24 protein-coding genes are annotated in these 22,183 nt (G+C 61.2%); 9 read left to right on the plus strand and 15 right to left on the minus strand.

The window, feature by feature from the left end:
- Positions 1–18: 18 nt before the first annotated feature.
- From B0E55_RS06760 to B0E55_RS06780, 5 genes are read right to left on the minus strand one after another with little or no spacing between them, the layout of a single operon-like run.
- On the minus strand, positions 19–1,230 hold the full coding sequence (locus B0E55_RS06760; RefSeq protein WP_080909334.1) for a lipase family protein: 1,212 nt from the start codon (positions 1,228–1,230) through the stop codon (positions 19–21).
- A 17-nt stretch (positions 1,231–1,247) separates the two neighbouring features.
- A complete protein-coding gene (locus B0E55_RS06765; protein ID WP_047889337.1) occupies positions 1,248–2,072 on the minus strand; it encodes an ABC transporter ATP-binding protein in 825 nt (274 codons plus the stop codon).
- The gene (locus tag B0E55_RS06770) at positions 2,069–3,139 is read right to left on the minus strand and encodes a taurine ABC transporter substrate-binding protein (RefSeq protein ID WP_080909335.1); all 1,071 of its coding nucleotides are present in this window, start codon (positions 3,137–3,139) and stop codon (positions 2,069–2,071) included. The genes B0E55_RS06765 and B0E55_RS06770 overlap by 4 nt, the downstream gene beginning before the upstream one ends.
- Positions 3,136–4,038 (minus strand): ABC transporter permease, encoded by a 903-nt coding sequence (locus B0E55_RS06775; RefSeq protein ID WP_080909336.1) that lies wholly within the window; start codon positions 4,036–4,038, stop codon positions 3,136–3,138. Before B0E55_RS06775 ends, B0E55_RS06770 begins: the two co-directional genes overlap by 4 nt.
- Positions 4,035–4,772, minus strand: a complete 738-nt coding sequence (locus B0E55_RS06780) for an SDR family NAD(P)-dependent oxidoreductase (RefSeq protein WP_080909426.1) — start codon at positions 4,770–4,772, stop codon at positions 4,035–4,037. The genes B0E55_RS06775 and B0E55_RS06780 overlap by 4 nt, the downstream gene beginning before the upstream one ends.
- 321 nt (positions 4,773–5,093) lie before the next feature.
- Here B0E55_RS06780 and B0E55_RS06785 point away from each other — a divergent pair, with 321 nt between their 5' ends.
- Positions 5,094–6,446 carry an aspartate aminotransferase family protein gene (locus B0E55_RS06785; RefSeq protein WP_047889335.1) on the plus strand — a complete coding sequence of 451 codons (1,353 nt, stop codon included), beginning with the start codon at positions 5,094–5,096 and terminating at the stop codon, positions 6,444–6,446.
- Positions 6,443–7,702, plus strand: a complete 1,260-nt coding sequence (locus B0E55_RS06790; protein ID WP_047889334.1) for a Glu/Leu/Phe/Val family dehydrogenase — start codon at positions 6,443–6,445, stop codon at positions 7,700–7,702. Before B0E55_RS06785 ends, B0E55_RS06790 begins: the two co-directional genes overlap by 4 nt.
- Here B0E55_RS06790 and pdxR read toward each other — a convergent pair.
- Positions 7,692–9,182 carry a MocR-like pyridoxine biosynthesis transcription factor PdxR gene (gene pdxR / locus B0E55_RS06795; RefSeq protein WP_157902070.1) on the minus strand — a complete coding sequence of 497 codons (1,491 nt, stop codon included), beginning with the start codon at positions 9,180–9,182 and terminating at the stop codon, positions 7,692–7,694. The genes B0E55_RS06790 and pdxR overlap by 11 nt on opposite strands.
- A 103-nt stretch (positions 9,183–9,285) precedes the next feature.
- Between pdxR and B0E55_RS06800 the strand changes: the two genes are divergently transcribed.
- Entirely contained in the window at positions 9,286–10,002 is a 717-nt protein-coding gene (locus B0E55_RS06800) for a TSUP family transporter (RefSeq protein WP_047889332.1), read from the plus strand.
- Positions 10,003–10,351: 349 nt separating this feature from the next.
- Positions 10,352–11,800 carry a histidine-type phosphatase gene (locus B0E55_RS06805; RefSeq protein ID WP_080909337.1) on the plus strand — a complete coding sequence of 483 codons (1,449 nt, stop codon included), beginning with the start codon at positions 10,352–10,354 and terminating at the stop codon, positions 11,798–11,800.
- On the opposite strand, the gene B0E55_RS06810 is transcribed toward B0E55_RS06805, so the two are convergent.
- Positions 11,746–12,129 carry a helix-turn-helix domain-containing protein gene (locus tag B0E55_RS06810; protein ID WP_070796722.1) on the minus strand — a complete coding sequence of 128 codons (384 nt, stop codon included), beginning with the start codon at positions 12,127–12,129 and terminating at the stop codon, positions 11,746–11,748. The genes B0E55_RS06805 and B0E55_RS06810 overlap by 55 nt on opposite strands.
- A gap of 154 nt (positions 12,130–12,283) precedes the next feature.
- A complete protein-coding gene (locus tag B0E55_RS06815) occupies positions 12,284–12,742 on the minus strand; it encodes a hypothetical protein (protein WP_019746277.1) in 459 nt (152 codons plus the stop codon).
- 170 nt (positions 12,743–12,912) lie between these two features.
- On the opposite strand from B0E55_RS06815, the gene B0E55_RS06820 reads away from it, so the two are divergent.
- Both B0E55_RS06820 and B0E55_RS06825 read left to right on the plus strand, forming a co-directional pair.
- A complete protein-coding gene (locus tag B0E55_RS06820; RefSeq protein WP_029537326.1) occupies positions 12,913–13,809 on the plus strand; it encodes an oxygenase MpaB family protein in 897 nt (298 codons plus the stop codon).
- A 21-nt stretch (positions 13,810–13,830) separates the two neighbouring features.
- Entirely contained in the window at positions 13,831–14,328 is a 498-nt protein-coding gene (locus B0E55_RS06825) for a hypothetical protein (RefSeq protein WP_080909338.1), read from the plus strand.
- Positions 14,329–14,335: 7 nt separating this feature from the next.
- On the opposite strand, the gene B0E55_RS06830 is transcribed toward B0E55_RS06825, so the two are convergent.
- Together B0E55_RS06830 and B0E55_RS06835 are read right to left on the minus strand one after the other, a co-directional pair.
- Positions 14,336–14,944 carry a hypothetical protein gene (locus B0E55_RS06830; protein ID WP_042950232.1) on the minus strand — a complete coding sequence of 203 codons (609 nt, stop codon included), beginning with the start codon at positions 14,942–14,944 and terminating at the stop codon, positions 14,336–14,338.
- Positions 14,941–15,405 carry a GNAT family N-acetyltransferase gene (locus B0E55_RS06835; protein WP_021332653.1) on the minus strand — a complete coding sequence of 155 codons (465 nt, stop codon included), beginning with the start codon at positions 15,403–15,405 and terminating at the stop codon, positions 14,941–14,943. The genes B0E55_RS06830 and B0E55_RS06835 overlap by 4 nt, the downstream gene beginning before the upstream one ends.
- 150 nt (positions 15,406–15,555) lie before the next feature.
- Between B0E55_RS06835 and B0E55_RS06840 the strand changes: the two genes are divergently transcribed.
- Complete coding sequence (locus tag B0E55_RS06840; protein ID WP_241896027.1) at positions 15,556–16,131, plus strand: hypothetical protein; 576 nt, start codon at positions 15,556–15,558, stop codon at positions 16,129–16,131.
- A 10-nt stretch (positions 16,132–16,141) separates the two neighbouring features.
- On the opposite strand, the gene B0E55_RS06845 is transcribed toward B0E55_RS06840, so the two are convergent.
- Genes B0E55_RS06845 through B0E55_RS06855 form a run of 3 tightly spaced genes read right to left on the minus strand, consistent with a single transcriptional unit; the run spans position 16,142 to position 19,512 of the window.
- Complete coding sequence (locus B0E55_RS06845; protein ID WP_080909339.1) at positions 16,142–17,077, minus strand: tyrosine-protein phosphatase; 936 nt, start codon at positions 17,075–17,077, stop codon at positions 16,142–16,144.
- A gap of 51 nt (positions 17,078–17,128) precedes the next feature.
- Positions 17,129–18,292 carry a hypothetical protein gene (locus tag B0E55_RS06850; protein ID WP_080909340.1) on the minus strand — a complete coding sequence of 388 codons (1,164 nt, stop codon included), beginning with the start codon at positions 18,290–18,292 and terminating at the stop codon, positions 17,129–17,131.
- Entirely contained in the window at positions 18,289–19,512 is a 1,224-nt protein-coding gene (locus B0E55_RS06855; RefSeq protein ID WP_080909429.1) for a phosphotransferase family protein, read from the minus strand. Before B0E55_RS06855 ends, B0E55_RS06850 begins: the two co-directional genes overlap by 4 nt.
- A 124-nt stretch (positions 19,513–19,636) precedes the next feature.
- Here B0E55_RS06855 and B0E55_RS06860 point away from each other — a divergent pair, with 124 nt between their 5' ends.
- Positions 19,637–20,257, plus strand: coding sequence for a TetR/AcrR family transcriptional regulator (locus tag B0E55_RS06860; protein ID WP_080909341.1), 621 nt, complete (start codon positions 19,637–19,639; stop codon positions 20,255–20,257).
- Here the strand turns inward: B0E55_RS06860 and B0E55_RS06865 are convergent.
- Positions 20,254–21,240: a DUF2332 domain-containing protein gene (locus tag B0E55_RS06865; protein WP_080909342.1), complete on the minus strand. Its 987-nt coding sequence runs from the start codon at positions 21,238–21,240 to the stop codon at positions 20,254–20,256. The genes B0E55_RS06860 and B0E55_RS06865 overlap by 4 nt on opposite strands.
- Before the next feature lie 150 nt (positions 21,241–21,390).
- Between B0E55_RS06865 and rraA the strand changes: the two genes are divergently transcribed.
- Positions 21,391–21,867 (plus strand): ribonuclease E activity regulator RraA, encoded by a 477-nt coding sequence (gene rraA, locus B0E55_RS06870; protein ID WP_003943552.1) that lies wholly within the window; start codon positions 21,391–21,393, stop codon positions 21,865–21,867.
- Positions 21,868–21,882: 15 nt separating this feature from the next.
- Here rraA and B0E55_RS06875 read toward each other — a convergent pair whose 3' ends face one another.
- Positions 21,883–22,110, minus strand: coding sequence for an RNA-binding S4 domain-containing protein (locus tag B0E55_RS06875; RefSeq protein WP_003943569.1), 228 nt, complete (start codon positions 22,108–22,110; stop codon positions 21,883–21,885).
- Positions 22,111–22,183: the final 73 nt, after the last annotated feature.

The following is a 22,183-nucleotide window of genomic DNA, read 5'->3' on the forward strand; positions in this document are numbered from 1 at the left end:
CGCCCTCCGACATGTCGTTCAGCAAGTACCTGGCGTCACGCGACCACCCGCGAGGATCCTGCTCGTGAAGTCCTTCGCGTCTTCGTAGGAAGCCGCGATTGCGCCACGGTGGTCGGCGCCCTCATAGGTCTTGAATTCGACAGCCGACCCTTTGGCGCAGAAATCCTCTACCGCGCCGGTGGTACTGGCCACCGACACCAGAACGTCAGCCGTCCCCTGCGCGAACAGCGTCGGCACCTTTGGCGCAACAGTCGTCAATTCCTGTTCGTTCAAGTTCGCCGTTAGAGCTGTCAGGTCTGCGCCCTCACGAAAGATCTGGTCGACGGGAACCGGCGGCACTGCTCTCACCGCCGCCAGGCAACCAGTCCGCGCTGCCTCGAGCAGCGGTTGCGCTTGATCCGAGAGAAGTTGCTCGGGGACGACCGACGGATCGACTGCCTGGACTCCGAGAAGAATGATCGGAACGAATGGCACTCCACCTGCCATAGATTGATTACCGGACGCGACCAGTTCCGGAATCTGCGCGGTTCCGTTCCCTGGAGCGATCGACACCGCACCCTTCAAGTTCAGCTCAGGTGCTCGGTCCTTGCCGATAGCCGAGGTGAAGACCACAGCTTGCCCGCCTTGGCTGTGGCCCATGGCAAACCAGTCCTTGCCGACGTGCTCGTCGATCTGACGCGCAGCGCGAACGATGTCGGTTACGGCATTGGCTTCACTGGTTCCGTTCATGTACGGATGACCGCCGGGTGTGCCCAGGCCCTCGTAGTCCGTCTGCACCACGACGTAACCGTTTTCGACCCACCGGTCAAGGGTCTGATCGACCACCGAGAGGTAGTCGTGGACCGGTCCGTTCGGCGTATCAGCGGAAGGTGCGCACGCATCGGCTACGCCGGTGGTTCCATGCGCCCAACTGACGACCGGCCAGCCTCCAACCGGAGCCGGCGTCTTGGGGATGGCGACCACTCCCGATACCAGAATGGCTTCGCCGGAGGCACTTTGGGATATATAAGTGACGCGCTGGTTCTTTGCTGCGCTTGGCAATGCGGCCGATTCCGTCAAGTCGTGCGACGTGACCAATGTTCCCGGCGACAGCGGTGCAGGCGGCTCTTCTCCGAACGAGAGAGACCCCTCGGCGTTCGCGTTGGAGCACGCCACCATGGAGACCATCGCACCCAAGGCGACGATGCAGCCGGCGGTACGGGTAAATCGTTTCTTCCGAACATCTTTCATTTACAAAATCCTCACGTTCAGTGGAGCGCAACCGTGGCGCCGATCAATCCCTGTGCTTCGTAGATCTTGGCCGCTACTTCGTCTCGCATGGCGACGAATTCCGGCGTCGAGCGGATTTCGGTGTCGGTCGACCGAGGGCTGCCTTTCTTGAACCACACCTTGCGGTCGTAGATCACCCGTCCAGGGCGCGCTCCCATCACGATGACCCGCGTGCCGAGGAAAATCGCCTCCTCGACACTGTGCGTGACAAAGAAAACCGTCTTGCGACGCTCACGCCACAACTCGAGCAGTTCCAGTTGCAGCCTCTCGCGTGTCATAGCGTCGAGAGCGCCGAAAGGCTCGTCCATCAGAATGATTCGTGGGTCGGTGATCAGGACGCGCGCAATCTGGCATCGCTGCTGCTGACCACCCGACAGCTGGTACGGCTTTCGGTTTCCGTACTGCTCCAGGCCGACGAGCTCCAACATACGTTCGGCTTCGTCAGCGCGTTCGCGGCGCGGAACACCCCTCATCTTGAGCCCGAACTCGACGTTTCCCCGCACCGACAACCATGGATACAGATTCGAATGCTGAAACACCACACCACGGTCCGGGTCCGGGCCTTTGATGTGGGTGTTTCCCACCATGATGGTTCCCTCGGTGGGCGTCTGGAACCCAGCCAGCATCTGGAGCAGCGTAGTCTTACCGCAACCGGAAGGACCTACGACACATACGAATTCCTCGGGCTCGAAGGTCAAACTCGTCGACGAGAGGGCGACGACCGTTTCGTCGGAGGTGACGTATTCCTTGCGCACCTCTGTGAGAACTACTCGAGTACTGAGGTCCGTACCTTCCGTTGTCATGACTGTCCCACCTTCGCGACCGCATCGTTGAAGATTCCGTCTGCATACTTGCCGGGCGTGCTGACCGCATCGATATTGCCCTGCTGTAGAAGGAACTCCGCTGTTCCTGCCAAACTCTGCGCAAAAGCCCCACCGAGATAGTCCGGGCCGGCCTGCTCTGCAGCCGAAAGATATGTGTACCCCACGAGCTGAGGAATGATCACGTCCGGTGCGATGCCGAGCTGTGCAGACATCGAGACGGCTGCTGCGGTGGGATCGGCGTTGATCCGTCCGACCGCAAAGTCCTGCAACTTCGTCCACATCTCCATGAACTCGGGGTTCGATGTAGTGAAAGCCGTTGTGGCTCCCGAAAGATCGAAGGTGGGTGCGCCCTGTTTCGCCACATCCCCACTACTCAGGATGACGCGACCGTCTATTGTCAACTTCGACAATGTCGGGTCCCAGACCCACGCCGCATCGATCTGGCCGCCCTGCCAGGCGCCGAGCATCGCATCCGGCTTCATGCTCATCAAAGTGACGTCAGCCGACATGTTCGCGGCGCCGAGCGCGGCCAGCAGACTGTAATGAGAGGTGCTGCCGAAAGGTGTTGCGATCTTTTTGCCGCGCAACCCTTCCAGCGTGGTGATCGACGGATCCCTGACCACCAGAGACTCCGCTTTCCCGATCACATCCTGAATCCATATCACTTGCATCGGAATGTTCAGCGGCGACGACAAGGCCATGGTAGCGGGACTCGAACCGAGTGTTCCGAGATCGAGGCTGCCAGAACCGAAGGCTTGGACGACGTCTTGCCCCGAACTGAACTTGCTCCAAGTGATATCGGCATTGGGCATGCAGGCTTCCAGCAAACCTTGATCCTTGACGATCAGATCGCCGTTCGGGATGTCCTGGTAGCCGATCCGCGCGGTAGTCGTGATCGACTCGTTCACTGTCACGGGGCAACTGGTCGTGGCACCCGTCGATCGACTCATCTCACCGCGCCCCGTCTCCACGCACGCAGTCAGGCTCATGCCCAGAGTTCCGGACGCGATGACGGCGATGACAAGCTTTCTCGAATTGATTTTCATGCCTTACCTTTCCATGGCGCCACGACTGTTCCGATCGCTTTGATCACAGAGTCGAGAACGAGCGCAGCACAACCGATGACGATGATGCAGGCGATGGTCAACGGCGTATCGAGCTGAGTTCCGGCCAGATAGGCCAGTCCGCCGATGCCCGGAATACCGTTGTTGAGTTCGGCTGCCACCACAGTGGTCCACGCGAATCCGACTGCAATACGGATGCCGTTGATCACTTCCGGCAGCGTCGATGGAAAGACCACGTTGGTCAGAACCTGGGTTCGGCTTGCACCCAATGCTTTTGCCGCATTGATCTGGTCGACCTTGACCGAGGTGACTCCGTTCAACGTGGCGATGGCTATCGGAGGGAATGCAGCCAGGAACAGGAGCCAGATCTTCGAAGTGTCACCGATACCGAACCAAACGATGAGCAATCCGATGTAGCCGAGTGGGGGCAATGCACGAAGAAAGTTCAAGTACGGCTCGACGAAGGTGCGTATCGGCGCAGACATCCCCATGGCGAAACCGATGAGGGGGCCGACAATCACGGCCGCACCGACTCCGGCAGCGATCCGTTGGCCGCTCGCGATCAGATGCTCCCACAGGAAGTAGTTCTGCTCACCGAGGACTTCACGATCCACACCGGGCGCAATCTGGTGCCACGTGTTGGCTCTGACGAACGCGTCCCATACCGACTTCGGTGACGGGAGGAACAATTCGTCGATCACACCGGCAGCAGTGATTCCCCACCACAGAACCAGAAAGACGAGCAACGCAACTACACGAACACCGATGGACCGCAATCGCTTCGACGACAGGTGTCTTTTTCTGCGCAGGGGTGTTCGATCAGGCCTCCCGGTCTCCAACGACGGCGCCACCGCGGTCGGCGGGGAACTGGTGGTGGTCATGCGGTCCTCCTGTGTACTCGCTGAGCCGAGGTCTGATCGCGGGCCAGTACAAGCATCGAGTCGACGTTGACCCGACTCGGGCGAGTGACGACCCAAGCAACGCAATCCGCGATATCGTCGGCGGTCAGTGGATCGGCGCCGGCGTACACGGCGGCGGCACGCTCCTTGTCACCGCCGAAGCGCACCATGCTGAACTCCGTCTCCACCATGCCCGGATCGATCTGACAGACACGGATCGGCTCTCCGAGAAGTTCGAGTCGCAACACCCGAGTGAGTGCTGTCACAGCATGTTTCGCAGCGTTGTACCCTCCCCCTCCCAGATACGGCTCGCGGCCGGCGATCGATCCGATACTCACGACGGTGGCGTTCCCGCTCTCACGTAACCGTGGCAGCAACCGTTGCGTGACGCGCAGGACACCCAGGACATTCACATCGAACATCGCGGTCCAGTCCGCCTCGTCGGTATCGGCGATACTGTCTGCGCCGAGCGCGCCACCGGCATTGTTGACCAACACGTCACAGCGCTCGATCAGGTTGCAGAAAGCATCAACCGAGGCGACGTCGGTCACGTCGAGAGGTAGAGCGCGAGCGCCCGTTTCGGCCGCCAACTCCTCTAGCCGATCCATCCTGCGCGCACCCATCACCACATCGAATCCCTCCTTGACGAGGTGCCGAACCGTCGCCGCGCCGATGCCACTGCTGGCCCCGGTGACCACAGCTACTGGAGTCTTCATGACGGACATAGTGGGGAACTCCTTCGAGAATGATGCTGCAGAATCCTGCTGGTGAATGTTGTTCATGCCCTGGGAGATTCCCATCGGCATCGAATGAACTGCTCACCAGTCTGCTCATAATCTGGCACCTGCTCCAGTGCCACCTGCAGGGTCATTTTCTCGGGCCAGTCGTAACGTACTCGACTCGTGTTAACGCGATGGTTCCTCTGTGTAACTGGCCCCTCCAGATCGCGTCCGATCTGGATCTGGCGACGGGCCACCACTGTTCTCCATCATTGAGTGGACTGAAGAAGTTCAACCCTCGATCAGGAGGTTTCTGCCATGGCAGCTCCCGCACTCAGCACGTCACAACGGACCTACGAACTGGATCGAGCGCATGTCTTCCACTCGTGGTCGGCTCAGAAGTCGTTGCAACCCATGGTTGTCGAACGTAGTGAAGGTTGCTACCTCTGGGATGGCGAAGGCAAGGAATATCTCGACTTCTCCTCGCAACTCGTCTACACCAACGTAGGACATCAGCACCCGAAGGTTGTCGCCGCCGTCCAGGAACAGGCAGCGAAATTGTGCACCATCGCACCTGCTCACGCGAACGAGGCTCGGTCCGAAGCGGCGCGACTGATCGCCGAGATCTCCCCCGAGGGGATGGATCGAGTCTTCTTCACCAGTGGCGGTGCGGATTCCAACGAGCACGCAATCCGCATGGCGCGCCTCCACACCGGTCGATACAAGATTCTCTCGGCGTACCGCTCCTACCACGGTGCGACGGCGGAGACTATCAATCTCTCCGGCGATCACCGTCGCTGGCCGAACGACTACGGCAACTCAGGAGCTGTCCACTTTCACGGACCGTTTCTCTATCGGTCCGAGTTTCGTTCCGAGACGGAGCAACAGGAGTCCGAGCGCGCACTGGAGCACCTCGAAACTCTGATCCGATTCGAAGGTCCGTCAGCGTTTGCAGCAATCATCGTCGAATCGGTTCCCGGCACGTCCGGCATCATGCCGCCACCGCCCGGATACCTGAAGGGTGTCCGGGACATCTGCGACCGATACGGCATCGTCATGATTTGTGACGAAGTCATGTCCGGCTTCGGTCGCACGGGAGCCTGGCTGGCAATCGACCACTACGATGTCGTCCCCGATCTCATCACCTTCGCCAAGGGAGTGAACTCCGGCTACGTGCCCCTCGGTGGAGTCATCGTCGGTGAGAAGATCTACAACTCGTTTGCCGAGCGTCCGTACCCCGGCGGCATGACGTACTCCGGCCACCCGCTCGCCTGCGCCGCCGCCGTGGCCACCATCACGACGATGCACGAGGAACGCATAGTCGAGAATGCCGAGTTCATCGGCCGCACGTCACTCGGTCCGGGGCTCGCTGCTCTCACTGACAAACACCCGAGCGTCGGAGACGTCCGAGGTCTCGGAGTCTTCTGGGCACTCGATCTCGTCACGAACCGTGAGACACGCGAACCACTGTCCCCGTACGGCGGCACCAACGCTGCGATCGGTCGGACCATGACAGCGGCGCGGGAGGCGGGGCTGCTGGTCTTCAACAACTACCACCGCATCCACGTGGTCCCGCCGTGCACCGTGACCCCCGCACAAGTCGACGCTGCGCTTGCCATGCTCGACACTGCGCTGGACGTAGCCGATTCCTACTACGACGGCCCCCGGTGACAGTGCCGACAGTTCAGGCGAATGCGCTCGACGACGCGCGTGTTCAACTCGCGGAGGCAGTGGCAGTCCTGGGCTACCCCGAAGGTTTGCACCGCATCCTCGGCGCTGCCAGGCGTGAAACGACCGTCAGCGTTCCTCTTGTCCGCGACAACGGCGACGTGGAGGTCTTCACCGGATACCGGGTGCAGCACAGCATCGCCCGCGGGCCGGCCAAGGGTGGGATCCGATACAGCTCCGAGGTAAATCTGGACGAAGTCCGTGCTCTGGCGATGTGGATGACATGGAAGTGTGCGCTTCTCGACATCCCCTACGGCGGGGCGAAAGGCGGAGTCGACGTCGATCCCCGGACACTGTCCCCCGCCGAACTCGAACGTCTCACCCGGACGTACACCCAGGGAATCTCACCCGTCATAGGGCCGGACAACGATATTCCCGCTCCGGACGTCGGCACCGACGAGCAGACCATGGCCTGGATGATGGACGCATATTCCGCAACTCGGGGTCGTGGTGTCCCGGGCGTTGTGACAGGCAAGCCCCTTGATCTCGGCGGCTCGCTCGGCCGACGGACGTCCACTTCTCGCGGCGTCGCTCACATCTCGCTGTTGGCTTTGGCGAAAGAAGGCATTGCACCGTCCTCGGCGACGGCAGTCGTTCAGGGATACGGCAAAGTCGGCGCGGATGCCGCAGACTACCTTGCCGAGGCGGGGGTTCGAATCATCTCCGTCAGTGACAGATTCGGCGCAGTGCACAACGCCGACGGTCTCGACTTGTCGCGTCTGCGGGCACATTCCGAAGAACGTGGCACAGTTGCGGCGTTCGGTGGAGGACTCCCGATTGATCCGGCGGCGGTACTCGAACTGGATGTCGACCTGTTGGTGCCGGCGGCAGTCGAGGGCGTTGTCAATGCCGACAATGCATCTCGGGTGTGTGCTCGCATCATCGTGGAGGGCGCAAACGGACCGACCACGGCCGAGGCGGACAGGATCCTCGAACGATCCGGAGTGCTTGTGGTGCCGGATATCCTCGCAAATGCCGGAGGAGTTGTGGTCTCGTATTTCGAATGGGTTCAGGCACAACAAGGTTACTGGTGGACGCTCTCCGACGTCGAGCGTGGACTGGATGATCGAATGACCGCAGCGTGGTCGTCGGTACTCGATCAGGCTGCGACTACCGGATCCACACTCAGACGCGCCGCGATGGCTCTCGCGGTCGGCCGGGTTGCCAGAGCACACCGAGCCAGGGGCCTCACCCACTGATTCGGCGAGTCTCGTCGAGCATTCGATGAGCAATACCCCCGAGCAGGGCGATGCCGGGCTCGATCGACTGCTGGGCTATCGAACCGAAGCCCAGCCGCAAGCAATTGTGCGAGCCGGTGCCGGGAAAGAAGTATCGCGATCCGTCAGCAACAAGAATCCCCTGCTTCGCTGCCCTTTCGGTCAACTCTGCAGCGTCGAGATCCTCCGGGCCGGTGTACCAGACACTGACACCGCCCGGAGGAAACGATGATGCTTCCACACGTGGCATGTACGTGTTGATCGACTCGGTGATGATCTCCCAATTCTGCTTGAGTCGACGACGGTGCGAGCGCAGAACCTTGTGGTAGTCCCCCGAGGTGATGAAAAGCGCGAGCGAGCGCTGGATGTGACCGGGCAGGTGTTTGGTTCGATGATGACGCTCGGCCCGAAGTGCGGCAATGACTGGAGCATCGGCGACGATGTAACCGATCCGAAGACCCGCCGAGAGAAATTTCGAGAAGGATCCGAGGTAGATGACTCGACGGTTGTCTCCGATCGATTTCAGCGAGGGGGTCGGCCGACCGCGAAAGCGGAATTCACTGTCGTAGTCGTCCTCGATCACGAAACCGTTTCTCTCTTCGAGCAATTCGAGAAGTAGCTTCCGGCGCGGCAGACTCAGCGTGACGTTGGTGGGGTGGTGGTGGCTCGGTGTGAGGTACATGGCATCGAACACCGTCGATCGATCGAACACCGCCCCCCTACCGTCCACCGGGACCGGGGACAATTCCACACCGGAGCGCTTGAAGATGTGCATCGCATCGAGGTATCCGGGGTTCTCAAAACCCATTATCTTGCCCGACCCGAGCAGAACATCGGCGATCAGCGAAAGCCCTTGCTGGGTGCCGCTGGTCACCAAAATCTCGTCGGAACTCGCTTCGATTCCTCGCGACGGCAGGATCTCCTTGCGGAGCGCCTCGACGAGCAACGGATCATCTTGATCGACGGCGTCACGGACGCTGTATCGCAGATGCGGCCCGGTCATTGCCTCACTCGCGGCGCGCAACCAACCGCGCACGGGGAAGGAACGCAATTCGGGCTGGGAGCTGATGAACGGGTACGGGTAGTCGAAAGCGTCGGGATGCCCGAGAGTACGAGTGAATTCGACGCTCTCACGGGGTCGGAGCAACGTGGACCAATCGACGGGTTCGGCCGACGAGACGGACTCGGCCGCGGCGCGTGTCAGCGGCGTTGCCGCGTAAAGCCCACTGCGAGGCCTGCTCTCGATCACACCGAGCGCAATCAACTCGTCGTATGCGGCAGCAACGGTGTTACGTGAGACCCCGAGTTCCTGGGAGAGGTACCGCGTCGACGGCATAGGCCGTCCGCCGTCGAATACTCCTCGGGCAAGGAGATCTTCGATCATCGCGCGCACGCGGCGGTACATCGGCATCGTGGTGTCTGCATCGAGATACGCCGACCGGCCCGCTAGAAAATCATCCAAATTCTCGTGTGATCTCAACTGCGGTTCCTCCTGGTACTGGCCCCCTCAATGCTTGCACGATCTGGATCTTCCGGCAGTGCCAGACTGCCCAGAGAATGGGAATGTGATTCTTATCCTGGTCGCCTGCGTACTCGTCGGCTCGTCTGCAATTCAGTCGGCAACGGGATCGGGCTTCGGTCTGGTCGCCGGCCCTGCCCTGATTCTGATTGCGCCACAGCTGGTTCCGGCACCACTTCTACTTCTCACGCTACCCATCATGGGCTTGGTCGCAATCCGGGAACGCCGGCACTGCGACCTGAAAGCGGTACTGATCGCCAGTGCCACAATGATTCCCGGAATTGCTGCGGGTCTGTGGTTCCTCGGCCGCGTCGAGGTAACCGTCGTGCACGTGTTGGTTGCCGTCGTCGCATTGGCCGCGGGAGCAGCCCTCCTCACGGGCAAGTCCTTCGGCGGCACCAGCCATGCACTCGCCGGCGCCGGCATCGCGGCAGGCTTCATGGGCGCACTGGCTGCCATGCCCGGCCCGCCACTTTCACTGACATATCGGACGCCGAACGCTGCCGAACTACGGTCGACGCTCTCGACGATCTTTCTCCTCATGGCCGCGGCCACACTGGCTGCATTGCAGTTTCAGGTGGGCATCACTCGCGCCGAACTGCTGACAGCCCTCGCGCTGTCCCCACTGTTGCTGTGCGGTCACGCCCTCGGGACATTGGTCGCCCGCAGAATCTCTCTGCTCACCTCGAATCGGGTCACGACATACGTGATCATCGTTGCCGCAACCGCACTGCTCCTCCGTAGCGTCACTGTTGCAACTTGACCGATCCTGTCTGATCGCACACTTTTTCCCGTCGACCGCGCCATCGGGGTAATGGAACAGTAATATGTGCTGAGTACCCACGGACAAACGGGAGACATCAGTGAGCAAGTTCGGACGTAAGAAGCAGCCCACGCCCAAGAGCTACCAGTGGCTGGCCATGACCCTCATCGCGTTGTCGCTCTCCGTGTCGATCGGGATTGCCGCCAAACCCTCCTGAGCTCGGCGGATCCGAAACTTGTAACCCCGCGTCCATCTGCACATGGGCAAATAGGTGCAATTCGGACGCTTAGCTGTTCTAACTTTCCTTCCGTCGTGTCACCCCGGCACCGACGGAGAGGATCAACTCACCATGCGAAGCTCACGCTTCGGCGTGCTGGCCGCTGCCGGCGCTGTCGGACTCGTGCTTGTCACCAGCAGCGTCCAGTCCATCGCCACGGCGTCACCGTTCGGTTCGCTCGACGCCGGTTCGAGTTCCGGTTCGACAGAGACACCGACCGTCAGCAACGGCGGTTTCACCTCCAAGACGCCCTACACTCCCGGCCAGCGCATCGCCGACTATCAGGCGCCGCCGACCGGATACATCCCGGTGTACACGGAAAGTGTTGCGCGCCATGGTTCCAGAGCACTGTCGAGCCTGAAGTACGACGACCTGAGCCTGCAGCTGTGGGAAATCGCCGAAGCCGAGAACGCATTGACACCCGTCGGCAAGGAATTCGGCCCGGCGCTTCGTGATCTCATGGACGCCAACAAGAAGCTGGGGTACGGCAACCTCAGCGGACTCGGGGTCACCGAACATCGGCAGCTCGGAGCGCGCGTCACCGAGCGCCTCCCTCAATTGTTCGACGCCATCGCAGCGCAACAGGGCACCATCACTTTGACTTCGTCGGGCGTCGACCGTGCCGTGGACAGCGCCGAGAACTTCGCTCAGGGCCTGACCGGTGCGTTTCCGGCCGTCGCCGGTGACGTTGCGCCGGTGACCACGGATGCCGACCTTCTCTACTTCCACGACTCGGATGAAAACGCCGACTACAAGGACTACGAAGAGTCGGATCCTCGACTGAAAGCCGTCGACGACCAGATCGCCGATCTTCCCCGCACCCGCGAGGTCTCGCGGCACATGATGCTCAGGCTCTACTCGGAGGACTTCGTGAACCGGCTGAGTGCGGGCGAGTTCTCACTCGTCGACCGTGGCAAGGGTTCCAGCACGATCGACAACGAGGTCGACGCCGCGTACATGCTGTACAACACGTACATCATCACTCCGGGCATGGCCGAAGAAGGCAAGTGGAATTTCGAGCGGTTCATCGACTCCGACGACGCTCAGTGGCTCGCGTACACGAACGACGCCGAGGACTTCTACGCCAAGGGCCCTGGCTTCACCGGTGAAGACGTCACCTACCGGATGGCAACCGTCCTGCGCGACGAGTTCGTGCGCGGCTTGCAGGAACACACCGGCGACGCCGCTATACCGGGAGCGGACTTCCGGTTTGCACACGCAGAAACGATCATCCCCTTCGCTGCGCTCCTGAAACTGCCGGGAAGCACCGTCTCGCAGGCCGAGGGTGATCTCTACACCTACGCGAACAACCCCTGGCGCGGAGCGAATGTCAGCCCGATGGCCGCCAACGTGCAGTGGGACGTCTACGCCGGACCGGACGGTGAGCGGCTGGTCCGAATGCTCTACAACGAGCGGGAGACAGCATTTGCTGCCCCGTGCGCTCCGGTGAGCGCCGGGAGTTTCTTCTACACGCCGGACGAACTGGCCCGCTGCCTACCGGAGATTTCACCGGCGGCCTGAGGTCCGGCAACTCGGGATCCAGCCAGCGGTCGACGAGGGCGCGCCCATGCCTGGTGCAACGCCAGCATGCGCGCCTTCTCGTCGTCTTCCATCAACAAGGCGTCGCAGATACGTACGATGACCGGAGCCGAAACACCAACGGACGTACCCTGTTCCAGCCGCTGATAATGATTGAAACTGATGTCGGCAATCTGCGCGACATCACGCCGACTGAGTCCGTGCATACGGCGAGCACCCTCGCAGCGCATGCCGACCTTTTCGGGCGCAAGACTGTTTCGTTTTTCGACGAGCATCTGGCTCATCAACTGACGCGCGCTCGACCCGTTCACGTCGCCACCTTTTCCATCCCTGAAATATGCTTTCAACTAACACGTTTCAGAATATGGGATGGGACGGACACGGCGGTATCTCCGAGATGACAGATAATCACGCGATACCGCCAACCCTGTGCCCGTTCAGGCTGTGACGATCAGGGGCCGAAGATCAGGCTATGAACCTGCCGATCGTCGGATTCGACTGGCAGATGGGACTACTGCCCCAATTGATCGAACCGAACGCCGTCGCAACGACATTGCCGACGCCGGTATTCACCGTCGCAGAGAGATACGGGTACGCCCCTACCAGGTCGACGATTCCGGACTTACCCGTGTCGGTGTTGACCCACGCAACGGTCACCTGACCCGCCGCCGGAATGGGCGCAGCTGCCGGGAACGAATCGAAGCGAATATCACCCTTGGCGATGGGCGGATTGGACTCTGGTCCGGACTGGCCGGTGAGCCCGGTCAACGAGGCCAGTGACCCCTGATTCGGGCACCCGATGGTGACGGCTGCGCCGCCGAAAGGGTGGGGCGGATCAGCCGAGGCGACTCCGGCGAACATGACGCTCGCGGCAATCGGTAATCCGATGGCCGCAAAAACCCCGGCCGTGCGTGTGACGCTCATAGCTGCTCCTCGGGTCGACAACACTTTCCGGATACCCCTGGTACAACGCCCGAAACGATGGAAAGTCGACTATTCACACCCCTAGACAACGCGTGTTGTCAGAACTACAGTCGGTGGTGCAGCTCACACCTACCTCTGCAGCGCGCAGACCAGTCCCAGGGAGTGTTCAGATGAAGCGCTACGACCTCCGCAGTCGCACGGATCGACTCGATCCCGAAACCGATTACGAAGAGATGTCGCGCATTCTCGCGGCGCAAGAGTTTCCCTGGGACATCAATCAGGCGCTCAGCTTCGCCCTTTTTCGCACGTACGCCGTTCCCTCGATCGGCAAACTTCTCTTCTCCACCGGGGAGTTCACCGACAAGGTTCAGAAGCGCTACGACGACACCAGCCTGATCCTCGACGCCATCCTCGAGCACGGCCTCAGCAGCACCGAAGGCCGCAAGAGCGTGCGTCGTATGAATCAGATGCACGGTTCGTACGACATCTCCAACGACGACATGCTCTACGTTCTGGCCACCTTTGTCGTCACGCCGGTCAGATGGCTCGACGAGTACGGCTGGCGGAAGATGACCGACAACGAGATCGTCGGGTCGACGAACTATTACCGCCACCTGGGTCGGTACATGAACATCAAGGACACGCCGGACACCTACGAGGGGTTCGTCAAACTTCTCGACGACTATGAGCGCGAACACTTTTCATTCGACTCCGGAGCGCGGGCCGTCGCTGATTCCACCCTCGACCTGATGTGCACCTTCCCGCCCAACAACCTGGCGCCGAAGGCTCTGGTCAAGGGATTCGCGTTCGCCCTCATGGACGATCACCTACTCGACGCCTTCCACTACAAGCACCCGAGCACCGCGATGCGCGTCGTCTCGCGCGGCGCGCTGAAAGTCCGCGCGCGTCTGCTGCGTTTCTTCCCGGTGCGCACGAAGCGGAAATTCGCCCGCGAGCTGCCCAACATTCGCAGCTACCCGAGCGGTTACAAGGTCGAAGACCTCGGCACCTTCCCCACGGGATGCCCGGTCAAGCACCTGCAGGCAGACCAGCAAGCCCAAGCGTAGACGCGTTGGGATACTTGCACGGTGGCGCAACTCTGGATGCTCGAGGATCTCGAACCGTGGCGCGACACCCCCATGCCTGGCGATACTTGCGAACCGACGACCTACTGGGCCAGTCCCGAAATGTTGGACCTTCCTGCCGAGGTGTGCTGCGAAATCGATGCACGCATCGCGACCGTGACAATCGACGGCCGCACTGAGCACATAGCCCATCTCGGACACGGATTTACGACACTGATCGGCGACGATGTCGGAAGCGTCGGCGAGGTGCGGTTGAGAGGTTGCCTGGTGTGGGATCGCTACCTCTGGACGCAATACCGCACTCAGCCCACCGGGCGCGTACGGGTGAAAGCGCGGCCCGGCCACCTCGTGCAACACGAAACACTCTTGACGACAATTCATTCCGGTCTCTTCAACGTCGTCTTCGACGGGCCGACGGTGTACTGCGAGACGGGTCGGGTCCCCACAAATTTCGGCGTCCGCTGGAACACGCTGGTAGTCGAACTCGAGACTTGGCCGTGATCGGTCGTCAGTGCCAATACGGCGGAACGATATCCGGGTCGTCGAGGACGGCATCGATCCGCGAATCGGCCACAATTCGAATGATCGCTTCCTCAGGGGCGGCGATGATCGCGAAATGTGGGTCGACATCATTGGTTATGCACCATGCATGATCCGCCGGCCAGATGAAGGCCGGATCAGGGGAAGAACCCCACGGCCAACGAGCTGAGTTCTCCACGCTCCAATCGGCGTAGTCGGCCAGCGTTCCACGGAAGAGCCAGTAGTCACGATTGGGGATCTCGAACCGCGGAACGTCATCACCGACTGCCGACCCCCACCCGGTCCACATACAGAAATAGCACTCGTCGGGTGTGGTTGTGTAAGTGGACAACACATCCAGGGCGAAGCCGATCAGCACTTTCTCTTCCGGCCCGGTTTGATCGAAATCGACATCATTGGATTTCTGACCGGGAAAGCTCGGATCTGGGATGAACCGCAGGCGCGCATACTTCGGAAATCCGATCGGGCCGCGCCCAGCCAACTGATACCAAGGCAAATCCTGATCGACCAGCCAATCGGTAGCCGTCAGATCTGTGCACAATGTCAGGCCCGTGCTGGGCTGATCCGTATTTCTCATGCCGGCGCTTGGGAGGAGTCGCGACCAGTACGACGCAGGGTGATCAATTCATGGTTTGTCTCGGCGTCGAGTCGGCGCCCCTCTTCTTCGAACTCCATCAGCGCATAGAACCTGCGGGCGCGATCGTTGAGGGTGTAAACCTCGAGTGTCACCTCGCCGTGCATGGTTGTGGCGTGTTCCACCAACGCCCGACCGACGCCCAACCCTTGCGACGCCGGCGCGACGAACAGTCCCCCGATCTCGGAGCCGATCATTCCCAACAGGCCGACAACTTCGGAGTTGTGCTCAGCCACCCAATTGTCGGCCTGAATCAGATAGACCTCTCGCATCTTCTGCTCCCGCTCACCGGTCCCCTCGCCTGCAAGGAATGGATGGGCTTCACGGGCAGCGCGCGACCACAGGTCGACGACCACATCCTCATCCGAGGGTAGGTAGCGGCGAATGATCAGATCCTGGTTCACAATCCGACCATACCCTCCGGCATCAGAGAGATAGCCGGCGCTGAAAGTGACCAACTCTCGGATCAACGCACGACGGCCTCGACGTAAACCAGCGGCAACAATTCCATTCGTTGCCACCCCACAATTACTGCCTTGTGCAAGGGTTGTCCGATGACTGACGGTGATCCGACAACTGAGCGCGGAGGTCCGGCATCCTGGTGGAAGGTGATGGCAGTTGTCATCGCAGTGCTTGTCGCTCTCACATGCGGCGTCATCGTGTGGTCCTTTATGCCGCCGGTTGTGTACTTTCCATTCTTTGCGCTCGCCGCCTCAGTGTTACTCGGTTTGGGTGGAGTGTGGTTGATACTCAGCCTGATTGGCTGGATGAAGTACAAAACCCTGCGTTTGAGCACGATCGCGCCGGTGATAGTCCTCGTCACCGGCGCGCTCGTGACCTTGTCCGTCCCCTCGCGTGTTGCGTTTGCATTGTCGAAAGATTCGCTCGAAGCAGTGGCCGCGGATTGCCAGAAGTCGTTGGACAACCGAACAATTGGCGTCTACCGGGTCCTGCAGGTCTGGCCCGTCGGCAACGGGTGCCGCTTCCACATCGAGGGCGGTCTGATCGATTCGATCGGACTGGCGTACTTACCCGACGGCGCACCATATCTCGGCAAGCCCCGCCGCGACGGCGAGATCGGATACCAGGAGTTCGACGGCGACTGGTACTCGTTCGTTCAAGCGTTTTAGCGGCGCGCAACTAGTCGACGAGCTTGGCCTTCAGAAGTGCGATCGTGTCCGCAGTGAGTCCGAGACCTTCGGTGAGATAACCGTCGACGGTTCCGTAATCGCTGGCTATCTGCGCGAGTCCAGCTTCCAGGTACGACGCATCGACACCGAGGGCCGGCTCGAGATTGGTCGCTACCTGCGGGCTCAGAGCCTGAGAGATCTGCGCAAGGATCTTCTCGTTGGTCGCCTGAAGGTAGGTGTTGCTCAACAGATAGTCGTCCATGATCGTCTGGGCGGGGACACCCGCGATGGTCTGCAGCAACATCGCGGTCCAACCCGTGCGGTCCTTGCCTGAAGTGCAATGGAACAACTGCACCCCGTCACCAGCAGCGATGTCCGAGAGAACCTGCTTGAAGCCGGCGCGGCGCACAGGGTCGGTGACAAAACTGCGGTTGGTGTCGACCAAGAACTGCTTGGCCTCTTCCGGCGACTTGATCGTTGTGGCGAGCTGAGTGAGATCCTTGAACTCGATGGGGATGTTCGTGTACGTCACACCGTCCGGGAGCTTGTCCGCGCCACCGATGAATGGGTTGGAGATCTCGGTTGAACCGCGGAGGTCATAGGCGTCGGCAAGTCCGAGGCCGGTGAGCGTCGCCTTGTCTGCGTCGCTGGTCGCGGTCAGCGCATTGGACCGGTAGATGACGCCGCGCTTGAGGTGCGAGCCGTCGACGGTGGCGTATCCCCTACCGTCATTGCCGGCGACGTCGCGAAAGTTGGCCACGGAGGCCAAGTTCGGTGTCGGCGCGAGCACAGGATCGAGCGAGCCGAGATCGACCGATCCCGTGTTGAGAGAGCCCAAGTCGAGCGGGACGGCCGTGGCGGGAGCGGCAAACAACAGGCCTCCGGTGACAACAAGTGCGGCGGCCTTCGCAGTGCGAGCGAACAATATTCGTGAGCGTGTGGACATGTGGCAGTACCTCTCGCTGTAGTTTGGGATTTGTGGTTTGGTGAGCTGGAGTTACGGTGCGACGTCACCGATTCCGGTGAACCCGTATCGCTGATGGGGTCCGATGACTGCTACCTCGAACAGTCCTGTCCCGGTGCGAGTTACGCCGTCTCCTACAAGGGTGAACCGGGCCAAGTTGTCGACCGGGCACAGCATCTTCTTCCACGGTTCGATGTCCGAAACCTTCTCTCGCAGGCCCTGAACCACCAGTTCGCCCTGCCACATCCCGTGGCGCCAATCCTGCTCGAGTCCGTAGCCCGTACCGACACCGATGTAGTTGGGCAGAATCGGTTCGCAGGTTATCTCCAGGATGTGGTCGGATTCTCCTGGTGCACCGGGACGCCGGAAGTACAGAGTTCCGCTCTTCACCTCGCGGGTGCCGGAAATGAAGGTGAGCTGGTGGTCCGGTCGACCCAACCACTCCGGCTCGCGCGAACGATCCGCCCAGACGCGTGTCGCATCCTCCAGAATTCGGCGTCCCTGCTGATCCTCTTGAACGACCGTGACGACGGTGAAGTCCCCGAATTGCATGATCGAGTAGATCCAGAAGAAGTTCTGACTACCGGCGATCGACGGATCCGCCTTGCGTCCAGGAGGTTCCGCCTCGCCGACCGGTCGAACACCCCAGGATCGATCGCGATTACCCCGCCACGTCTCCGGGGTGACCGGGATGACGTCGCCGTCGACGGTCAGGGATCCGGACCATGTTCCGGTCTGCACGAATCGTTGGGTGTCGAAGGTGACTCGTTCGAGCTGGCGATGGAAATGTCTGGCCTCGAGATTGGCGGGGCCGTCGGACTCGAAGGTGAGGTCGAAGCTCAGGTCCGGCGCTTCGGGACTCGGGTCCAACACCACCCGCAGACGGTGCAGACCCTCGATGATCTCGATCCTCAACGGGCCTACTGAGAGGTCCATACGATCGTAACCCAAGGCGCGGGATGCCCGGAAGACGAAGTGGTCGTCGCCGCGCCGAAGAACCGCAAAGCCGTCGCACACACCAAGATTGGGGTACTGACCGAGACCGATGATGAGAAACAGCGGCTCGCTGTCGCCGTCGACGCCTGCATGGCAGTTGAAGTAGTAGCGGTCGTAGAAGTTTCGATCCGAGGTGCCCACGTGGCGGATGGTCTCGGCGATCTGATGTACCGGGTAGTCGTCGAGCGGGGACAGTGTCATCGTGCATCTCCTGTTGCGACCGACGCTGTTGTGAGCGTGGCTGTAGCGAGCGATTCCCAATAGGTGCCGTCGAGCATGGCTTCGAGTGTCTTGTGGTGCAGGATCATCTCGTCCGGGTTGTCGGGGAATTCCGCCTGACCGAAAGCCACTGCGCGACTTTGGACTCGGAACATGATCACCGCATGCCGCAGCGCGGCGTACACGATGTAGAAATCTAGATCCGCAACCTGGTGGCCGGAAAGCGAGCCGTAGACCTCTGCCACGGCCTCGCGACGAAGGAAATCCGGCATTCCGGGGAGTCCGGCCATGGCAGCGAGATCCTCGAAGAACCTGTGCTGGAAGATCATCCAGCCGAGGTCCAGTTCACGCGGCCCCAGTGTGGCCATCTCCCAGTCGAGGACCGCCGCTGGTTCGAAGTCGCGGTAGATGACATTTCCGATCCGCGAGTCACCCCAGCAGAGCACTGCGGAACCGGCATCGGCGGGAAAGTTCGCTTCGATCCAGTCGAAGCCGCGCTCGATCAACGGAGATCCTGGTCCGTCGGCTGTTGCCCACTCGTAATAGCGTCGCTGGTCCTCGAGGTGCGCGCGAAGAGCTTCTGCCCCAGTCGGTTCGGCACCATCGCGACACAACTCGGGGAGAGCGAGGTGTGGATCGGCCATAGCGTGCAACTCCGCCAGCACCTGGACCGATGACTGCTGGAGTCGAGAACAGTCGTCCGCTGAAGCCTCCGAGAGCCAGGATCCGAACGTGTACGGCATGACGTCTGGCGGGATTTCGCCCTCGCGCCGTTCCATCACGAAGAACTCGCCGCCGAGCGCGTCCGGGTTGCTCTCGGACCAGTAGACCCGCGGGATCGGCACCGACGTGTGAGCTGCGACAGCGCTCATGACCCGAAACTGCTGGTCCAGGTTGTACGACGGGAAGATCGGTACCGCACTGTCTCGCGGGGCGATGCGGGCGACCAGGCGATGCTCGGCTCGAATCCCGTCCTCGATCCACGTCGCATCGAACAGCACGGTCTCGTTGGACATGCCGTTCGCGGCGGGCACCTCGACCGAGGTCACGGAAGGTTTCGAGCCTCGCCACAGCACGCTCGCGAGCCAGCCTTCGAGGCTGCGTCGCATCTCGGCCGGGTCATTGCGGGATTCGCCGGGCCTGGCGAATTCGGCGTAGTCGGGATCTTCGCCTGAGGTTTCTGTTTCGGTTCGAAGGTTCATCACCACTCCTCGTGGTTCGGTGGCGCCGATGCGCACGTGCCGATAGTCGATACAATATGTATCGACTAAAGCCGTGACAGAATGTAACGGCCATCACAGCGATACCGCAAGGGATTTGCCCAAAATGTCCAAAGATTCCGAAACTCAGCACCGCCTGGGCCCGCAGCGAAACCCTGCAATCGACGACGCAGTACTGGACGCGACCAGGCAACTGTTGGAAGAAAAGGGGTATGCGGGCACGTCCATCGACGCCATCGCCACGCGTGCCGGAGTGGGGCGTCCGGCCATCTACCGTCGGTGGCCGTCGAAGGCACACATCGTCAACGACGCGATCTACCCGGTGCTCGACATCGAACAAGGCGCGGACATCGACACCGAACTCGGCACCGAGGGCACGATCGCGGATCAGATTCGCGCGCTTGTGCAGGGCGCGGTGGCACTGTTCGCCGCTCCTGCCACCCGGGCCGCGGCGCCCGGGCTCATGAGCGAGGTGCGAACAAACGCGGAATTGCGCGACGTTCTAGTGGTGCGGCAACTGGCCGGAGTCAGAGTCGAGCTGAACCGTCGACTGGAGGCGGCGAGGGAGCGCGGCGACATCCGAAGCGGCGTCGACGCCGACGCTCTTCTCGACATCATGGCGGGCGCGGCCATCTTCGCGCTGTCGGTTCGTGACGTCTCGGACCCGGGACCGTTTGCCGATTCTCTCGCCGACATAGTGCTGAACGGCATACTTCCCAGCACCTAACCTGCTGGCGCCGTGCGGGTTTGGTCTAACCAGTCGAGGGACTGCCCATGGCCACCAGCTAGCCCGCGGGGTGTGCCGTCAAGAGAGACAACAAATTTGCCACGGCGCGACTCTGGTGATGCCGTCAACTTGGCATCGACTTCGGGCAGAACCCCAAGACCTTCGTTGGCTATCCAGTGGCATGGCAAAGCACGAACAGTTTCTGCGAATTCCTCTCTGGCAGTGAGGGTCAGATAGTTGAGGACTGCACTGTGATAGACCACGACCGTTGTGTTCTGTGGCGCACGCCGGACCAGATCGGCAACAGCCGACGTGAGATCTCCGCGAACCAGATGAGGCGGATCCACACGAGCGAGTGCCGCTGCGTCGCGCAATCGCCGCCGGCGGTGGTCCTGTTCCGGCCACACAAGACTCTCCAACCATCTCATGTCGTCGGTGTTGCCTACATCGAGTGGGTTCAGGTCGATGCCCGCCCGGTACACCACGTCTGGGACTCTCTCCGGAATTGGTGGACTGCCGGTCGTCGCACACTCCAGCAGAACGGTGGACGGACCATCGACTGGATGCAGATACTTTGTGCCGTCGTAGAGAAAGCTGTAGCGGTCAGGGTAAAGGCACAGGCCCGCCGAAGCACCGACTTCGATGAGGGAGAGCGGGCCCTTCAACAACCCGAGGACGGGAAGCAACACGGCAGAGCGGCCAGCTTCATTCGTCTGTGTAGTCCTGGTCTGCGCGAGTTGTTCCACCTCGGACCAGTTGTCGCTCAGCCACCGGCGAAACAACGCATACGGCGCGACCGGGGCACCGAGGTGACGGCACGCCCCGAATATCAGGTTGGGTTGCCTGCGGGGTTCTGGTAGCCGATCTATCAGAGCGAGGACTGCTGGATCCTCCGATACGCCGGTGCCCCATTCCTCGTAGATCGCAGAGTTCCCTCGAGCCTCCACTTCCGCGAACGATCGGTACCAACGCGAAGTGTCCACCGTCGATGTCTACCGGATGGCGCGTGGTGCTGAAAGGTTTTCGATCAAGCCGTCGCGTAACTCGCAGACGTCCCCCACGTCAGGCGTACTGGCCTGAGAACCCTCCCCGAGGCCCACTAGGCCCGAGCCCCGCCGACTATCCTGTGGGGCATGACCGAGCCTGTAGCGACCGCTGACCTTGCCGACGAGATCGGACCCGACATCCGTAGCTGCGACACGCAGTTCACCCAGTTCGGTGGACGTGAAGTGTTTGCCGGCCCCATCACCACCATCAAGTGCTTCCAGGACAACCTGCTCGTGAAGCAGACCCTCAGCGAACCGGGCAACGGTGGAGTCCTCGTCGTCGACGGTGACGCGAGCATCCACACCGCCCTGGTCGGCGACATCATCGCCGGCCGCGGCGTCGACAACGGCTGGGCCGGAGTCATCGTCAACGGAGCTGTCCGCGACTCGGCGATCCTGCGCACCCTCGACATCGGCGTCAAGGCGCTGGGCACCAACCCGCGCAAGAGCACCCAGACCGGTTCGGGCGAGAAGAACGTGCCGATCGAAATCGGCGGAGTCACCTTCAACCCCGGCGAGATCGTCTACAGCGACCAGGACGGCGTCGTCGTTCGCGAAAGCTAGTCAGAAGTCGCGGGATCAGGCGGGGGCTTCCACTTTGGCGGCCATCCCGCCGATCTCGACGACATCGCCGTCACGAAGCTGGCGGCCCCGACGATCTTCGACCTCACCGTTGACCGAAACCATGCCGTCGGCGATCACTTCCTTGGCCTCCGCGCCCGATTCGATGAGGTTCGCGAGCTTGAGAAACTGACCGAGCCGAATCATTTCGTCGCGGATGGGTACTGCTGGAATGTTGTCGGTCATGTCAATCATCTTCCTCCTCCCACAAAACTGGACACGACAGACCACACTTAGCGTGAGGATCTGATCGACCGGT

The sequence above is a fragment of the Rhodococcus sp. 66b genome, from assembly GCF_002076325.1.
GTDB classification, from domain to species: Bacteria; Actinomycetota; Actinomycetes; order Mycobacteriales; family Mycobacteriaceae; genus Rhodococcus_F; species Rhodococcus_F erythropolis.

What these genes read in the sequence shown, in the direction of transcription:
- B0E55_RS06760 (WP_080909334.1), bottom strand. Translation starts at nt 1,230, where the DNA reads ATGAAAGATGTTCGGAAGAAACGATTTACCCGTACCGCCGGCTGCATC.
- B0E55_RS06765 (WP_047889337.1), bottom strand. Translation starts at nt 2,072, where the DNA reads ATGACAACGGAAGGTACGGACCTCAGTACTCGAGTAGTTCTCACAGAG.
- B0E55_RS06770 (WP_080909335.1), bottom strand. Translation starts at nt 3,139, where the DNA reads ATGAAAATCAATTCGAGAAAGCTTGTCATCGCCGTCATCGCGTCCGGA.
- B0E55_RS06775 (WP_080909336.1), bottom strand. Translation starts at nt 4,038, where the DNA reads ATGACCACCACCAGTTCCCCGCCGACCGCGGTGGCGCCGTCGTTGGAG.
- B0E55_RS06780 (WP_080909426.1), bottom strand. Translation starts at nt 4,772, where the DNA reads ATGAAGACTCCAGTAGCTGTGGTCACCGGGGCCAGCAGTGGCATCGGC.
- B0E55_RS06785 (WP_047889335.1), top strand. Translation starts at nt 5,094, where the DNA reads ATGGCAGCTCCCGCACTCAGCACGTCACAACGGACCTACGAACTGGAT.
- B0E55_RS06805 (WP_080909337.1), top strand. Translation starts at nt 10,352, where the DNA reads ATGCGAAGCTCACGCTTCGGCGTGCTGGCCGCTGCCGGCGCTGTCGGA.
- B0E55_RS06815 (WP_019746277.1), bottom strand. Translation starts at nt 12,742, where the DNA reads ATGAGCGTCACACGCACGGCCGGGGTTTTTGCGGCCATCGGATTACCG.
- B0E55_RS06820 (WP_029537326.1), top strand. Translation starts at nt 12,913, where the DNA reads ATGAAGCGCTACGACCTCCGCAGTCGCACGGATCGACTCGATCCCGAA.
- B0E55_RS06830 (WP_042950232.1), bottom strand. Translation starts at nt 14,944, where the DNA reads ATGAGAAATACGGATCAGCCCAGCACGGGCCTGACATTGTGCACAGAT.
- B0E55_RS06840 (WP_241896027.1), top strand. Translation starts at nt 15,556, where the DNA reads ATGACTGACGGTGATCCGACAACTGAGCGCGGAGGTCCGGCATCCTGG.
- B0E55_RS06845 (WP_080909339.1), bottom strand. Translation starts at nt 17,077, where the DNA reads ATGTCCACACGCTCACGAATATTGTTCGCTCGCACTGCGAAGGCCGCC.
- B0E55_RS06850 (WP_080909340.1), bottom strand. Translation starts at nt 18,292, where the DNA reads ATGACACTGTCCCCGCTCGACGACTACCCGGTACATCAGATCGCCGAG.
- B0E55_RS06855 (WP_080909429.1), bottom strand. Translation starts at nt 19,512, where the DNA reads ATGAACCTTCGAACCGAAACAGAAACCTCAGGCGAAGATCCCGACTAC.
- B0E55_RS06860 (WP_080909341.1), top strand. Translation starts at nt 19,637, where the DNA reads ATGTCCAAAGATTCCGAAACTCAGCACCGCCTGGGCCCGCAGCGAAAC.
- rraA (WP_003943552.1), top strand. Translation starts at nt 21,391, where the DNA reads ATGACCGAGCCTGTAGCGACCGCTGACCTTGCCGACGAGATCGGACCC.
- B0E55_RS06875 (WP_003943569.1), bottom strand. Translation starts at nt 22,110, where the DNA reads ATGACCGACAACATTCCAGCAGTACCCATCCGCGACGAAATGATTCGG.